The organism is Methanobrevibacter sp. (assembly GCF_017431965.1).
Classification (GTDB): Archaea; Methanobacteriota; Methanobacteria; order Methanobacteriales; family Methanobacteriaceae; genus Methanocatella.
In genome coordinates, this window is sequence record NZ_JAFRKB010000055.1 from 1 (window position 1) to 16,289 (window position 16,289).

At 34.0% G+C, this 16,289-nt stretch carries 11 protein-coding genes; 4 read left to right on the forward strand and 7 right to left on the reverse strand.

The features are described from left to right. Positions 1-3,775, forward strand: a 3,775-nt coding sequence (locus IJI93_RS08175) for an Ig-like domain repeat protein (RefSeq protein ID WP_292822033.1), incomplete at its 5' end; no start/stop codon positions are given. Between the two features lie 350 nt (positions 3,776-4,125). Here the strand turns inward: IJI93_RS08175 and dnaJ are convergent. The 3 genes from dnaJ to grpE form a co-directional block, all read right to left on the reverse strand. Beyond that, entirely contained in the window at positions 4,126-5,268 is a 1,143-nt protein-coding gene (gene dnaJ / locus IJI93_RS08180) for a molecular chaperone DnaJ (protein WP_292822035.1), read from the reverse strand. Positions 5,269-5,407: 139 nt separating this feature from the next. After that, positions 5,408-7,279, reverse strand: a complete 1,872-nt coding sequence (gene dnaK, locus IJI93_RS08185; protein ID WP_292822037.1) for a molecular chaperone DnaK — start codon at positions 7,277-7,279, stop codon at positions 5,408-5,410. A 41-nt stretch (positions 7,280-7,320) separates the two neighbouring features. Continuing rightward, on the reverse strand, positions 7,321-7,872 hold the full coding sequence (grpE, locus tag IJI93_RS08190; protein WP_292822039.1) for a nucleotide exchange factor GrpE: 552 nt from the start codon (positions 7,870-7,872) through the stop codon (positions 7,321-7,323). 305 nt (positions 7,873-8,177) lie between these two features. Between grpE and IJI93_RS08195 the strand changes: the two genes are divergently transcribed. After that, positions 8,178-8,753, forward strand: coding sequence for an ArsR family transcriptional regulator (locus IJI93_RS08195; protein ID WP_292822041.1), 576 nt, complete (start codon positions 8,178-8,180; stop codon positions 8,751-8,753). Between the two features lie 52 nt (positions 8,754-8,805). On the opposite strand, the gene hypF is transcribed toward IJI93_RS08195, so the two are convergent. After that, positions 8,806-11,046, reverse strand: coding sequence for a carbamoyltransferase HypF (gene hypF / locus IJI93_RS08200; RefSeq protein WP_292822043.1), 2,241 nt, complete (start codon positions 11,044-11,046; stop codon positions 8,806-8,808). A 52-nt stretch (positions 11,047-11,098) separates the two neighbouring features. Between hypF and larB the strand changes: the two genes are divergently transcribed. Both larB and IJI93_RS08210 read left to right on the forward strand, forming a co-directional pair. After that, complete coding sequence (larB, locus tag IJI93_RS08205; protein WP_292822045.1) at positions 11,099-11,872, forward strand: nickel pincer cofactor biosynthesis protein LarB; 774 nt, start codon at positions 11,099-11,101, stop codon at positions 11,870-11,872. Next, positions 11,862-12,422 carry a GNAT family N-acetyltransferase gene (locus IJI93_RS08210; protein WP_292822047.1) on the forward strand — a complete coding sequence of 187 codons (561 nt, stop codon included), beginning with the start codon at positions 11,862-11,864 and terminating at the stop codon, positions 12,420-12,422. Before larB ends, IJI93_RS08210 begins: the two co-directional genes overlap by 11 nt. Here IJI93_RS08210 and IJI93_RS08215 read toward each other — a convergent pair. From IJI93_RS08215 to IJI93_RS08225, 3 genes are read right to left on the reverse strand one after another with little or no spacing between them, the layout of a single operon-like run. Further along, positions 12,411-14,930 carry a CDP-glycerol:glycerophosphate glycerophosphotransferase gene (locus IJI93_RS08215; protein WP_292822049.1) on the reverse strand — a complete coding sequence of 840 codons (2,520 nt, stop codon included), beginning with the start codon at positions 14,928-14,930 and terminating at the stop codon, positions 12,411-12,413. The two genes, IJI93_RS08210 and IJI93_RS08215, sit on opposite strands and share 12 nt — an antisense overlap. A gap of 12 nt (positions 14,931-14,942) precedes the next feature. Further along, the gene (locus tag IJI93_RS08220; protein WP_292822051.1) at positions 14,943-15,449 is read right to left on the reverse strand and encodes a hypothetical protein; all 507 of its coding nucleotides are present in this window, start codon (positions 15,447-15,449) and stop codon (positions 14,943-14,945) included. Positions 15,450-15,462: 13 nt separating this feature from the next. Beyond that, positions 15,463-16,278, reverse strand: a complete 816-nt coding sequence (locus tag IJI93_RS08225) for an ABC transporter ATP-binding protein (RefSeq protein ID WP_292822053.1) — start codon at positions 16,276-16,278, stop codon at positions 15,463-15,465. Positions 16,279-16,289 lie beyond the last annotated feature (11 nt).

Sequence of the window (16,289 nt, forward strand, 5' to 3'; positions counted from 1 at the left end):
AATTGAGAATAATGGTGTTTATTCTACTAATATTGGTCTTAACTTTGTCGAAGAAGGCGGATCTGTTATTAATGGTAATACTATTACTGTTGAGGCTAATAATCCTGCTTTAGATAGTTATGCTATTTATGCTAAAGCTGCCGATAATTTGACTTTCACTGATAACGAAGTTGCTTTTATTGGCAATACTAATGGTACTGCTGTTAACAATGCTGTTCGTATCGAAGGTGATGATGATGACAGTGATAATAAGATAGCTCCTATTAAGGATATTACTTTTGAGGGCAATACTTTTGATATTAGTATTCCTTCTGTTGATGTTGCTTATGATCCTATTACTTATGAGGCTACTACTTTGTCTGAGGGTATTGTTTTCTATTATGTTGATGGTCTTAGGTTTGTTGATAACCGTGTGACTGTTGGTTATAATGATGTCATTACTAAGTATGGTTATGATTCATTGTATGCTGTGAGTGTTAAAAGTAATGCGTATGTTTATGATTTTGATGATAATGATGAGATGTTCTATCCTATCATGTCTAAAGATGTTGTGATTGCTGATAATATCATTACTATTGAGGGTCCTGATTGTGTTTATGGTGTTAGTGTAGCTGCTGATAACTTTACAGTTAGTGGCAATACTATTACTGTTGATTCTGAGAATTATCTTGCTCATGGTATTGACATTTTGGCTCCTTCTTTCAATGGTGTTGTAGATCTTAATGAGATTGATGTTGATGCTATTGATGCTTATGGTGTTTATTCTGATGGATCTTGGGCAGGTCCTGTTGATTCTATTACTTACAGTAACAATACTATCACTGTTGAAGGTTATGCCAGTGCTGGTATGGAGTTAATGGAGAAAGCTCCTTCTGTTATTGGTAACAATATTTTTGCTTTTGGTAACTATACTTATGGTATTGTAGCAAGTATTTATGAAGAAGGGGAAATCATTAATAATCAGATTACTGTTTTAGGTTCTAATGTTGGTACTGATCCTACTGGTGATTCTTTAATGCCTGCTAATTCTATGGGCATTACAGTTAAAGGTAAAGTTTCAATTGTGGATAATGGTGTTTATTCAACTAATATTGGTCTTAACTTTGTTGAAGAAGGCGGATCTGTTATTGATGGTAATACTATTGTTATTGAGGCTAATAATCCTGCTTTAGATAGTTATGCTATTTATGCTAAGGCTGTTGATGATTTGACTTTCACTGATAACACAGTTACTTTTAATGGTAATACTGATGGTACTGCTGTTAACAATGCTGTTCGCATTGAAGGTGATGATGATAAGGTAGTTCCTGCTAAGGATATTACTTTTGAGGGCAATGCTTTTGATATTTATATTCCTTCTGTCGATGTTGTTTATGACCCTGATACTTATGAGGCTACTGTTATGTCTGAAGGTATTGTTTTCTATTATGTTGATGGTGTTGAATTTGTTGATAACCGTGTTGACTTAAGATATAATAATTTCACTACTGCTTATGGCTATGATACTATTTATGCTATTGCTGTAAGAAGTGATGCTTATAGTGGCGGTGAGATTCAATCTGCTAATATTTTCATTGATAATAACACTATTAATGCTGCAGGTCACAATTATATTTATGCAATTACAGTTACTGCTAATGATTTCACTATAAGTGACAATACAATTAATGCTACTGCGGATAGTCATTATGCTAATGGTATTAATGTTGAAGGTCCTTCTACTACTGGTAATGTTATCGGTAACGTAATTAGTGTTGAAGCTCCTGATTCTGCTTATGGTACTTATTCTTTCCAATACATGGGTAAGATTACCGGTATTAATTATATTAATAATACTATAGATGCTAATGCTTATCTTGCTTGTGCTATGGAAGTAGTTGAAGCTGATGTTTATGTTGTAGACAGCACAATTAAGGTTATGGGTAATTACACTTATGGTATTGTTGCAAGTATTAGAAATACTGAAGGTGTTATTTCCGGTAATGATATTAGTGTTTATGGTTCTAATGTTGGTACTGTTCCTACTGGTGACTCTTTAACTCCTAGAAACTCAATGGCAATTTCAGTTAAAGGAACTTCCTTAATTGAGAACAATAGTATTTATTCTACTGGTTTAGGCATTAATCTTGTTGAAACTGGTGAAATTACCGTAAACAACAATAATATATCTGTTGCAAGTAACGGAGATGTTGTTAACAATGCGGCTATTGTTGTAAAAGATATTGACGAGATTACTATTACAAATAATTTTGTTGTGACTGATACTGAATACACTGTTGACATTGGAAATGTTACAGGTACTGTCCATGACAATTACTTATATTCTTACACTCCTCTTACTGGTGATGAATCAGTTTTATCAACTGGAGATGCAACCGTTTATAATAACACTCCAATAATGACTGTCATAACTGTTGAAACTACCATTATTGATAACACTAATGATTACGTTACTGCTATTTTGGAAGGTTATGATGGTAATGGAATTGGACAGGCTGAAGTTGAGATTGAAATTAATGGCGAATCATTTACTAACACTACTGATGATAATGGTCAAGTTAAATTCGATTGTAAGGATTTAGCTCCTGGCACTTATCCTGCTACTATTAGTTATTATGGTGCTGCGGATTACATGCCTTCCAATGCAACTGCAGATGTAGTTGTTAAAGCAGGCACTGTTGTCTCTGCTGTTTATGATGATTCTGCTAAAGAGTTAGTTGCTACTTTGATTAACAATGCTACCGGTCAGCCTATTAAAAGTGGTACTGTAAGATTTAATATTGATGGTGTGAAATACACTGTTAAATCTGATGCTAAAGGTCAAGCTAAATTGTCTACTGCAGATTTGGCTCTAGGCAATTACACTGCTACAGTCTCATACAATGGTAACGCTAAGTATACTCGTTCCACTACAACTGTGGATATGGTTGTTAAATTGAATGCTGTTATTCTTGTTGAAGATCTATTTGTCGAATACGGTGGTGACGCTGAAGTTGTTGCTACATTAATGGATGTTGACACTGTTCAGCCTATTGCTGGTGCAGACATTACATTCAACATTAATGGTGAAAGTTACAATGCTACAACTGATGACAATGGTCAGGCTACAGTTACCGTTTCCGGTTTAGCTCCAGGCACTTACACTGCTGCTGTTTCATGTGAAGGTGACGAATTCTATAACCCTTCAAGCGAAGAGTTCTCTATTGTTGTAAATAAAATGTCAACAAGTATTTCAGCCATCTTCGATGATGAAAGTAATGAGTTTATTGCAACTTTAATCAACACAGAAACCGGCGCAGGAATTAGAGGCGCAACTGTTGTTATGTATTTAAACGGTGCAAAAACCAATGTCAAAACCGATAAGAACGGTCAGGCAATATTTGCAGTTGATGATGCAGATATAACTGAATACCATGCGGCATTCTCCTATGGAGGAAACAGTAAATATCTCAAATCAACAACCAGCATAAACGCTGTTGAAAACAAAACAACAACAACTCTTTCCACAGTCTATGACAAGGAAACAGGCGAAATTGTGGCTACATTAACCAACACTGCAACCGGTGCATTCATTAAAGGTGCAAGCGTTGCAATCAAAGTAGATGGTGTTAAAACTACTATAAAAACAGATAAGAATGGTCAAGCTAAACTTTCAATTGTAGATTTAGACGCTAATACTTATTCTGTTGATACTTCCTATGCAGGAAACACCAAATACGCTAAATCAGTCACAAGCATAACTGTTGTAAAATTTGATTCAGTAGGAGATTTATAATCTCCTAACTTTTTTTATTTTTTTAATTAATTTCAAATTATCTGATATTTTTCCTGTAAAAACTAATTTTAATCAAACTTTTAGTATTTCATATATAATGAACCAATAATAATGATAATTTTTAAAATATCTATTAATTATTATTAATTTTCCTTACATTTATTTTTCAACTGATTTAATTTACTATGTATTTAATGAAGCTTATATTCAATTATTTTGAGGGAATATCATTTTCAAAATATCGTATCATAATGTAATTTTAAAAATTAAAAAAACAGTAAGTAACAAGATATGGTGATGTTTAATTTAATAATTAGTGGGGTGGAAAAAATAAATTGGCAAAAGCCAATCTATTTCATTGCATCTTTAACCCTATCAAAGAGTCCTTTTTCAACATGTTTAATTTCATCTCCGCTCACTTCAGCGAATTCTTTAAGCAAGTCTTTTTGTTTGGAATTTAACTTTTTAGGAACTACTACTGTTACTGTAACATACATGTTTCCTCTGCTGGAATGCCTATATGAAGTCATACCTTGGCCGCGCAATTTGTATACAGTTCCGCTTTGTGTTCCTGGTGTAATCTTAAATTCAACTTCTTTTCCTTCAATTGTTGGAATGCTTATCAAATCACCTAATGCGGCTTGAGGGAAACTGATTTGCTGTTCGTAGTATAAGTGATCTCCTTCACGAGCGTATTTTTTGTTACGTTTGATATGGACTGTAACAATTAAGTCTCCTTCGAGTCCCGGTGCTTCACCACAGTTTCCTTCACCTGAAACCCTTAAATGGTTGCCCTCATCGACACCCTCCGGAATTTCAATTTTAATTGTCTTGGTTTTCCTTTTGCTTCCTTTACCATGACAATCTTCGCACGGTTGGGTAATTATTTTACCGGTACCTCCACATTCCCTACATGGCCTTACATTCACCATTTGGCCTAAGAATGTATTGCTGACTTCTTTAATTTGTCCTGTTCCTCCACATGTTTTACAGGTTTCGGGTTCCACTCCCGGTTTGGATTTGGACCCATTACATGTTGGACAAATTTCGCTTCTTGTGATTTTGATTTCTTTATCGCATCCGGTAAATGCTTCTTCAAGAGTAATCGGAACTTCTGTGTAAATGTCTGAACCTCTTTGCGGACCAGTTCTGCCTCTGCTGCGACTTCCTCCGCCAAAGCCGAACATATCAAAAATGTTTCCTATATCGAAGCCTTGGAAAATATCTTCAAAGTTGACGTTTTGATAGAAGTCCTCAGCAGTAAATCCATCCATTCCCGCATGACCGAATTGGTCATATCTTTGACGCTTTTCATCATCGGATAAGACAGCATAAGCTTCACTTACCTCTTTAAATTTTTCTTCAGCGCCTTCTTCATCACAAACGTCTGGATGGTATTTTCTGGCCAATTTACGATAAGCTTTTTTAATAGTCTTTTCATCTGCAGTTTTATCTACTCCAAGAACTTCATAATAATCACGCTTGTCTGCCATTTATTCACCTTAATAATGATAATTTTAAAAACAAATAGAAAAAATAAAAGTTTTATCTTATTGTTAGTTTATTGTTTTGATTCTGATTTCTGATTTTATTATATTAACCTAACAATTTAATAAAACTTTTTTATTTAATCTAATCTTTTACTTCATAGTCTGCATCGATTGTGTCATCATCATCGTCTTTAGCACCAGCATTTGGATCTTGGCCTTGTGCTTGTTGAGCTTGAGCCTCAGCTTGTGCTTGTTGATAAATTTTAGCACCAATCTCTTGAACTACATTGGATAATTCATCAGACTTTTCTTTAATGGCAGCAACGTCATCGCCAGCTATAAGTTCTCTTAATTCAGCTACAAGTCCTTCGACTTTAGTTTTCTCATCTTCAGATACTTGATCTTTGAGTTCATCTAAGGTTTTTTCTGAAGTGTAAATTAATGAGTCTGCGTTGTTTCTGATTTCGATTTCTTCTTGTCTTTTTGCATCTGCTTCAGCATTCATTTCTGCTTCTTTGATTTTTTGTTCGATTTCTTCATCGGACAATTTGGTTGAGGAAGTAATGGTAATAGCTTGTTCTTTACCGGTTCCTTTATCTTTAGCAGTTACATTGATAATACCGTTCGCATCGATATCGAAAGTCACTTCAATTTGTGGAACGCCTCTAGGAGCAGGTGGGATTCCTACAAGTTGGAAACGTCCAAGTGAAGTGTTGTCAGCAGCCATTTTTCTTTCCCCTTGCAATACATTGATGTCCACGGAAGGTTGGTTATCTGCAGCAGTGGAAAATATTTGACTTTTCTTGGTAGGAATGGTAGTGTTTCTTTCAATTAAAGTAGTGGATACTCCACCTAAGGTCTCAATACCTAAGGATAATGGGGTTACATCTAAAAGAACAATGTCTTTAATTTCACCAGCCAATACCCCTCCTTGAATAGCTGCACCCATGGATACACATTCCATTGGATCAATACCTCTTTCAATTGGTTTGCCTATGAATTTTTCAACGTATTTTTGTACAATTGGCATTCTGGTAGGTCCGCCGACTAAGATGATTTTATCAATATCATTTCTGCTCATTTTAGCATCATCTAATGCTTGTTGCATTGGTTTACCTGATTTTTCCACAATGGAATCAACTAACTCTTCTAATTTGGCTCTGGTAAGTGTCATGATTAAGTTTTTAGGGGTTCCATCGCTTCCCATTGCAATAAATGGCAAGTTTACTTCAGTGGTTGTGGTAGTGGATAATTCGATTTTTGCTTTTTCAGCAGCTTCTCTTAATCTTTGCACTGCTTGGTCATTATCCATTAGGTCAACGCCTTCTTTTGCTTTAAATTCATCAGCTAAGTATTTGAGCAATACATTGTCCATGTCGGTACCACCAAGTTGGGTATCTCCGCTGGTTGATCTTACTTCGAATACTCCTCCACCGAATTCCATGATGGTTACGTCTAAGGTACCTCCACCTAAATCGTATACCATGATGTTCATGTCATCTTCATCAGCTTTGTCAAGACCGTATGCAAGGCTTGCAGCAGTTGGTTCGTTAACGAGTCTTACAACATCAAGTCCTGCAATGGTTCCCGCATCTTTGGTTGCGGTCCTTTGGTTGTCGTCGAAGTAAGCAGGTACGGTAATAACTGCTTTTTCAACAGGTTCGCCTAAGAAAGTTTCTGCATCCTTTTTGATTTTTTGCAAGATAAATGCGGAAATTTCTTGTGGGGAATATTGTTTGCCGTTTACGGTTACCTTGTGGTCGGTACCCATGCTTCTTTTAATAGCACTGATTGTATTTTCCGGGTTGGTTACTGCTTGTCTTCTTGCAGGTTCTCCAACTAACATTTGACCGTCTTCAGTAAAAGCAACATAACTTGGGAAGGATTTACCGTATTGGCTTGCACCTTCTGCAGAAGGAATTGTAGTTGGTTTACCTCCTACAAGCACGGATGCTGCTGAGTTACTTGTTCCTAAATCAATTCCAATAATTTTTTCTTTTTTAGCGTCAGACATAATTATCACCTATTTTTTTATAAATAATTTAATAAACATGATTATTTTTTACAAACTATAACTTTGGAGTATTTAAGGACTTTATCCTTATACATGTATCCTTTCATTAATTCATCAATAATATATCCGTTTTCAACGTCTTCTGATTCTTGTGTCATTAATGCTTCATGACGTGTAAAATCGAATTTTTCGCCTTTTGCAGGAATTTCTTCTATACCTTCTTTAGTCAAAATATCTTTAAATTTATTATAGATGAGTTCTACTCCTTGTTTTAAATCTTTATCATCTTCAATTTCCAAAGCTCTACCGAAATCCTCATAGCAGTCTAAAAACTCTTTAAGGATATTTTCATTTGCAAATTTGATAATTTCCTTATTCTGTTTATCGGTAACTTTCTTGAAATTTTCGAAATCTGCCTGAAGTCTTTGGGATAATGAAATATATTCCTGAGTTTCAGCTTCCTGCTTTTCAAGATCTTCTTTAAGTTTTGTCAACTCTTCATCTTTTAAGGTTAACTCTTCAAGAAGTTCATCATATTTTTCCTGATAATCTTGAGTTTCAGCTTCAGTTTCGCTTTTATTTTCATCAGTCATAGTGCCACCCTTTGTGCATTTTTTGAAAAACTATGGTAATAACTCTTGGCAGAGAATAGTTTGCTTTAAGTACTTTAATATTGGCTTTGGGAATTTATGGACATATAGGAAAATGGTTCATCATTTAAGAGTTATTACTTCAAGTTTTTCTGAACCAAATATTAAAGTAACAAAAAGTTATCTTTCTCCTACTATATTATAGTAACAAAAAGTTATATAAAGGTTTCGATATTTTGGTACTTTTTTCTTACAATGTGTAATAAAAATACAATACTTTAAATATGCCATCCGATATAATGATAATTATGACTAATAGTAACGACATTGGAAAAAATGATAAATATCATGGAAATGTCAATTCTTCTAATGGCCGCATAGAAATTAGGGGAAACTATAATGACTCATTAGGAGAGATTGATAAAGAAGATATACTTGATGTAATGGGTTGTAAAACTAGAAGAGATATTATAAACCTTTTAAGAGAGGAACCTATGTTTGTCAGTGAGATATCAAATGAGCTTGACATAGGTCAAAAGGCAATAATAGAGCACTTGCGTGCAATGGAAGAAATAGGTATTCTGAACTCTTCCTATAAAAAAATCTTAAGGGGCCGTCCGCGTAAATATTATGATTTGCAAAACGAAGTTAATATCCATATTACTATCAACAGAAACACTTTTGATGTAAATCTCTCAGAAGATATGCTCAATACATTACAACTTCCTTCAGGCGATGAATGGTCTAAACTTTTGGATATCGAAAGAAGGATAGATGATGGGCAACTTGAAGCAATCGACGAGCTGAAAAATCAGATTAGATTATATGGTAATCTTAAAGAAAGAGCTGAATATATACTTGAGAGGACCTTGAAAAATCGATAACTTCGCGTTGTGGCCATTAATTTGATTGTTTGTGAAATTCAAACAATTCTTTTTACTTTTTTTTAGAAATAATTGCCTGTCCAAGAGACACCGATCCGTCTCCGGCACAGGTGTTTTTGTGTTGTATGAAATTATAGCCGTTGTTTTCAATATAATTTTTAACGGTGTCGGTAATGGCTTCGTTGTAGAATACGCCGCCTGTTGCTCCAATTTCTCTAATTTTCTTCTTGTCTGCTGATTGGACAGCAAGTTCTGACAATCCTTGGGCAACAGCAGTTTGGCCTGCACGTGCAATATCGGCTTTCTTTTCTCCATTTTTGTATAGTCTTACAACTTCCCTTAATATCTCTGTTGTATTTAGGGTATTGCCTTCGATAATATAGGGTATATTTAAATCGCTTGTTGAGTAATATGCGCAGGATTCAAGTTTCATTGAACATTCTCCTTCATATGTTCTTTCATCACATATATCTAAAGCAACGGCAATTGAATCAAGAACTCTTCCGGTACTTGTTGTTTTTCCAACATTAATTCCTGATTCCAATTGTTTGAATATGTTTTTGATTTCCGTTTCACCATATTTGAAATGATTTGAGTAGTTTTTAATCAAATCTTCATCTTTCAGGATGCTTGCAAGCATTCTTGCAGGATATTTGGTTGCCATATCTCCGCCAGGCATAAGTTGGCTTTCCAAGTGAGCCATTCTTTCAAAGCTTTTAATATCAGTATATAGGATTTCTCCTCCCCAGCTTGTCCCATCACTTCCAAATCCAACTCCATCAGCTGCAATTACAATCATCTCATCAATTGCACTGTCGTTGGCCAGGCTAACTGAATGTGCATGGTGGTGTTGTACAGGCAAAACGTCAGCACCATATTTTTCGGCCAGTTCATATGCCAATCGTGTTGTAAAAAAGTGGGGATGCATATCACATGCAATAACATCGAATTCATTGATTTTGGTAATTCTTTCCATATTTTCAATGGCTGTTTTTAGAAATTCCAATGTTTTGGGTTTATTAGTATTTCCGATATGCTGTGATGGATATACGATGTCATCCTTGGCAATTGAAAATGTAACGTCAAGTTCAGGCCCCACTGCCAGAACATTCAGGTCATTTGTTTCATAGTTGATCTTATACGGTTCAGGTGTATAACCTCTAGAACGCCTGATAAATGATAATTCGTTGTTTCTAAACCTGATTACAGAATCGTCACATCTATTTAGGATTTTACGATTATGAACTAGAGAGTAATCATTGACTCCTGTAATGATTTCCTCGTTTTGAATCATCATAGGTTCGCCGGGAATATTTGCAGAGGTCATGACATAAGTATCGATATCCCCTTCATCAAAAAGCAAATAATGCATTGGAGAGTATGGGAGCATAACTCCGATATTGTGAAGTCCCGGTGACAGTGATTCAGGGAATGGATAATTGTCGTTTTTCTTTAAGATAACAATAGGCCTTTTGTTTGAGGTTATTGTATCAATTTCCCTTTCTGACAGTTGCGCATAATTTTGAACGGATTTTAAATCCTTGCTCATTACTGCAAATGCCTGATTTGGACGGTTCAACCTTTTTCTTAATTCTTTTATTGCATCATCATTATATGCATCAACTGCCAAGTGTGTCCCGCCAATTCCCTTAATCGCAAGAATTTTGCCATCTTTTAAGGCATCTGCACCTAACTTGATTGAATTTTCGCTATCGATTTTGTTTAATCCATCATAAAATGCCATTTGGGGTCCGCACTCTCCGCAACAGATGGCTTCCCCGTGATATCTTCTGTTAAGTGGCTGCTTATATTCAACCATACAGTCATCACATAACGGAAATTCATCCATTGAGGTTCTTATTCTGTCATAGGGAACACTTTCAATCACAGTAAATCTAGGTCCGCAATCTGTACATGCATTGAATGGATATTTGTATCGTCTGTCTTGGGGATTTCTTATCTCATCAAGACATTTATCGCAGATTGCGATATCTGGTGGAATTACGCTGATTCCAGAGTAGGAATCTCCGCTTTCGATAATCTCAAAACTGGAATAATCTTTAACCTCAATTCCTTCCACATTCATGGAATTTATTTTGGCGATTGGTGGCAGTTCGCGAGGCAGTCTTTCAATAAACAAATCAGTATTTTCGCCTTCAATTATGATTTCGACTACATTTCCAAGGTTTCTAACATATCCTTTAAGATTTAGTTCGGTTGCAAGCCTGTAGACATATGGCCTAAATCCCACACCCTGAACTATTCCTTGTGTCAAAATCTTTTGGGCTTTCATAAATATATTATTTAAGTTAAATTTTATATAAAATTTTATCCTAATTAATACTATGAAAGATATTCTTGAAAAATTGGTAAGTGGGGAGCTTAATGTTGATGAAGCCGAAAATCTCATAAGGGCAGATAATATTCTGGAGTTTGATGAGATTGTTAGATTTGATATTAAAAGAAATGAACGTACAGGGTTTCCTGAAGCGGTCTTTTCACCAAGCAAGGATTATGAAGACTTGATTTTAATCATTAAAAAATATCTTAATAATAGCGATGAAGACTTGATAATAACCAAATTGTCCTATGAGAGGTATGAAAAAATTTTGGATGATTTGGGACAAAATTCATACATATTTGACTATAATAAAAGGGCCCAGATTTTAATTATAAGAAAAGAGATTATTAAAAAAGATCCAATTGCAAAAATTGGGATAATAACTGCCGGAACTTCTGATATCAACATTGCCGAAGAGGCAAGGGTCATCGTTGAGGAAGGAGGTTGTGATGCCATAACCTCTTATGACATTGGTGTTGCAGGAATCCACAGGTTGTTTCCACAGATTGCACATATGGTAAAGGAGGGCGTTCGAGCATTTATTGTCTGTGCGGGAATGGAAGGTGCTCTTCCTTCAGTTGTTGCAGGTCTTGTTGATGTTCCTGTAATAGGAGTGCCTACTTCGGTTGGATATGGCGTAGGTGAAGGTGGAAGAGTTGCGTTGGATGCAATGCTTCAGTCATGCGCTCCTGGAATTGCAGTTGTAAATATTGATAATGGATTCGGGGCGGGAGTATTTGCACTTACAATTGTTAATAGTGATCAACATGAATTATGAAACTTTCAATCCGAAAATCCATGATGTTTCAAAAGTGGCAAAATTGGTTTATGATGTTGATTTTAGAACTTTTGACATGCTTTTTAAAAAACCGCAGAATGCAGTTAAAACAATAGAAAAGGATTTGAGGAAAGGAAAAACAGATGAATATTTCAAGGTTGTTTTGGATGATGATGGGAATATAATCGGGATATTGATAATATATACTTCCAAAACATCACATAAATTCTATTTCAAATCAATTAGACTGTTAATCGTAGATATTTTGGATCATTTTGTATTGTGCGACATTGAAAAAGGTGATTTCTATGTTGCAGAAATTGCCATTGATGAGAGTTTAAGGGGTCAAGGTTTGGGAAGAAAGGTTTTATTCGACGCTATTGATTATGCCAAATCTAAAAATTATAAACGTGTAATCTTAGATGCTGATTTCAGAAATGATGGTGCAAAGGCGCTTTATGAAAAAATAGGATTTAATGTATTCAACAAAAAGAGATTAAAAATAGGAAGTTTTGAAAGGGGCATGAGCAATATGGAATTAATCCTTTAAAGGAACTTTTTTTATCGCTTCATGAACTCTTTTGCAGTTGTTTTTATCTGTAAATACAAAAAAGTCATCAATTCTTTTTGAATATTTCTCTTTGGCCACACAATCATTTTCCAGATATTCGATTATTATATCTACCAGTTCATCTTCATCCTTGCAGACTTCTCCAAAACCCATTGTATCATAATTAAAGTAGCTTTCCTTAATGTCAAAGTGATAGTCATTGCCATATTGATAATAAATCACTGGTTTGTGCAGATATCCAAAATCAAAAGACACTGAAGAATAATCAGTAATCATTATGGATCCATTGTTGAATAATGTTTGAAATTTTGTCTTTTCATAATCAATTGTCACATAATCGTTTTTATCATATAGTCCTATAAAATTATAAACGTTAGGGTGTGGCCTAAATATAATCTCGTAACCATATTCTTTCGCTTTTTCGATTAGTTTTTCATTATTGATTAATGAGTTGAACCTTTTGAAATATTCAGTTTCTAGAATATATTCATTTGACTTTCCGGTAAGATCCCTTCTCCAGGAAGGCATAATAATAACCTGTTTTTTGTTTTCAATATTTTTTAGATTATCATATCTAGGCAGACCTTTCAATTGAATGACGTTCTCTTCATAGTTGTAATGATATTTAAAGATTGATTCATATTCTTTTGTAGAACTGACTAAAAAGAAAGATAAATTGGTGGTTGATTTATTTAGCCAGGATGAAATGTTGTCTTTAAGAACTCCATGCTGCAGAAATAGGGTATTTGATTTTAAAAGTCCTGCAAAAAATGGATAACCACCCCAAAACGGATAGATTATTCCATTGTCTGGATGTGATGTGATTATGTTTTCAACAAACATTCCCAGAAATCTGTGGCGAAGTGATTTGTAAGGCAGGACCTTACCAATCTTTTTAATTTCATTATAATCCCTGTTGTTTGAGTCCAATATGAAATATCTTCTCACTCCATCATCTTTTTTCTGCGAATATTTAAAAAGATGTATGCCATTGTCATCGGATTCATCTGGGCGGTCCATATAAAACCATATTCTTTTATTTTTTAAAAATGGATATCCAATCATGTAAGCTATTCTAAATGGAAGTGCCTTTTCAAAACCGCTTTCATGATTTTTAATCATGTTGATTTCAGATTTTAGCTCTTGCAGAATCCAATTTAGTCCAGTTTTCTTTTTTATAATTATTTTATCATTTTCATAAACACTGAGATAATGTTTGCTTTTGGCATATCCCACACTTTTTGAAAAATTGCATGGCCTTGAAAAATCAATGTTTAGTTTGCAATTACCATGTTTGAATTCTATTTGATATGTTTCATTAGTGGATAGTGGTATTTCCGCTTTAAAGGAATAGTTCTCAACATACCTATGTCCGAGACTGTACAGATCGTTTTGAGGAAATCTGATTTTTTTTATAGGTATTTTTTCACCATTGACTAAAAGTTCAATCTCTCGTTTTGAGATATTGGAGATATTGCCCAGAATGTTTAATTTGTTATTTATTATATCGTAAATATCAATAAATACTGTGTTTAGATTTAATTTTTCCATTGCCTCATTGTTTAACTCATCGTATTTCAGCAATAATAGAAATATCTTATAGTCATTTTCAATTAAAATATTGTTTAGGAGTATATCGTCATCAATGTATTGTGTTATTTTTTTGAGTTCAGATAAGTCTATATCTTCTTTTGATTTTTTAATTGATGATACCCATTTAATTTGATTTAATAGGATATACTGCATGAACTTTGGAATGCAGGATAATTTCTTTTCACTTTTTTCAATTAGGCTATTTAAATTTTCTTCGATGAATCGATTGTATTCTTTGGAGTTAAAGGTGAAATCCTCTGTAGGAAGCATTTTTTCTTCGATATTTTCCATATAGTAACTTCCATCTTTACAAACTCCCAAATGAGGATTGTTCAATAAAATTTCACTTATGAATGAAGTATACTCATTGTAATTGTTTTTAAAATATCCAGCAATTGATTCTCTTTTAAAATATATTGCAGGATTCAACAGTTGCACGGGTTCTGGCTCTTTTATAAGGTCATAATTCTTGCTGTCTTTAATTTTATGGTCCAAATATCTTTCTTTTCTACCATTTTTATAATAATATATTGGTATTGTTATTAAATCGGTAGTGGGATTATTTTTAATAAATTTTAAGACATTTTGCAACGTATTTTTTGAAAGATAATCATTATTTTCTAAAAAGCCAACATACTCTCCGTTAATATTTTCAAGCCCTATGTTTTTAGCTATTGGAGTGGTGTTTTGTAAAAATTTAATGTTTTCGGGATATTTGTCAAGATACTGACTACATATCTTTTCAGTATTGTCAATACTGTTGGTATCTACAATGATTACTTCAATGTTTTCTTTAAAATCAAGTGTCTGATTAATTAGTGATTCAATTGTATTTCTAATACCTGCTGCGGAATTATGTGTGGGCAATATGATTGAAAATTTAAACTCATTCAACTTCATTCCCCTTTAATCTTTTCCTTGTTTGTAATCTGGTTGTATTGTTTTAATTATCAAATCCAAATCGTTATTAACTTTATCTGCATTGTCAAATCCGGTCATGTTTATGCAGTAGGTATGGTTGGACGTATAAACAAAGGAACTGTACTTGGTTTCATCATTGGTTTTATAAGTAATGGTGTAAACATTTATATTGTTCACTGTCCTTGTAGAGTTAGTTATTTCATTCACATTCGAATCTTTGCTTAATGAGTTCAAATCATCTTCAAACGCTTTTAACGAAGAATCATTTTTTCCCAAATCACTAATGTTTATTCTTTCAGGAGTGTTTTTATTGTATAGTTCTGCAGTCTGTTCATTTGTTTCTCCAACTGAAAAACCGTTTGGCAGTGTTACAATTGTTTTACTAAAAGTTGTAATTGCACTTCCTACATTATTGGAGTTTGATGCAGCAAAATACATGCATCCAATCCCGATTATTAATATAATTATAATTCCAATAACTCGTTTATCCATAATAAAACCTTTTTTATTTATTTTCACTGTGTTCAACGTAAGCGTCAACGACTTTTTTGGTTTCTCCTTCCATCATTATCTTTCCATTTTCAATCCAGATACATCTGTCACAAATTTCTTTTATGTCTCTAAGTGAATGTGAAACGAAAAGAACTGTAGTACCATCCTTCATCATCTGCTTGAGTTTTTTGGAACTTTTCTTTTTAAATTTAATGTCTCCCACAGATAGGATTTCATCAATAATTAAAATGTCTGGATTCACTACAGTAGCTATTGAAAATCCTAATTTTGATTTCATACCGCTAGAGTAATTTTTAACAGGATAGTTGATAAATTCTCCAAGTTCGGAAAATTCGACTATTTCATCATATTTTTCATTGATGAATTTCTCATCCATACTTAAAAATGCGCCATTCAAAAACACATTGTTTTTTCCTGTGTAGTTTTTATCGAACCCCGCGCTGAGTTCAAGCAATGGTGCAATTTTTCCGTTGAGTGTAATGGACCCTTCGGTAGGTTCATAAATTCCTGCAATAATTCTTAGCAGCGTACTTTTTCCCGCCCCGTTGAATCCGAGGATACCCATTCTTTCGCCTTTATAAACCTTAAATGAAATGCCGTCAAGAACCCTGATTTTTCGTTTTTCCTTTTTGTTTCTTTTAATGGTTCTAATAACATATTCTTTCAGTGTATCAATCTTATCTTTCGTAACTTTGAATTCCATTACTAAATCTTTCACTTCGATTGCAATTTCATTATCGTCTTCGGCAGGCAACACTGGCACTTCTTTTTTTCCAAAAAATATTAAAAGTCTATCAATTATTTTCATAATATTACCCA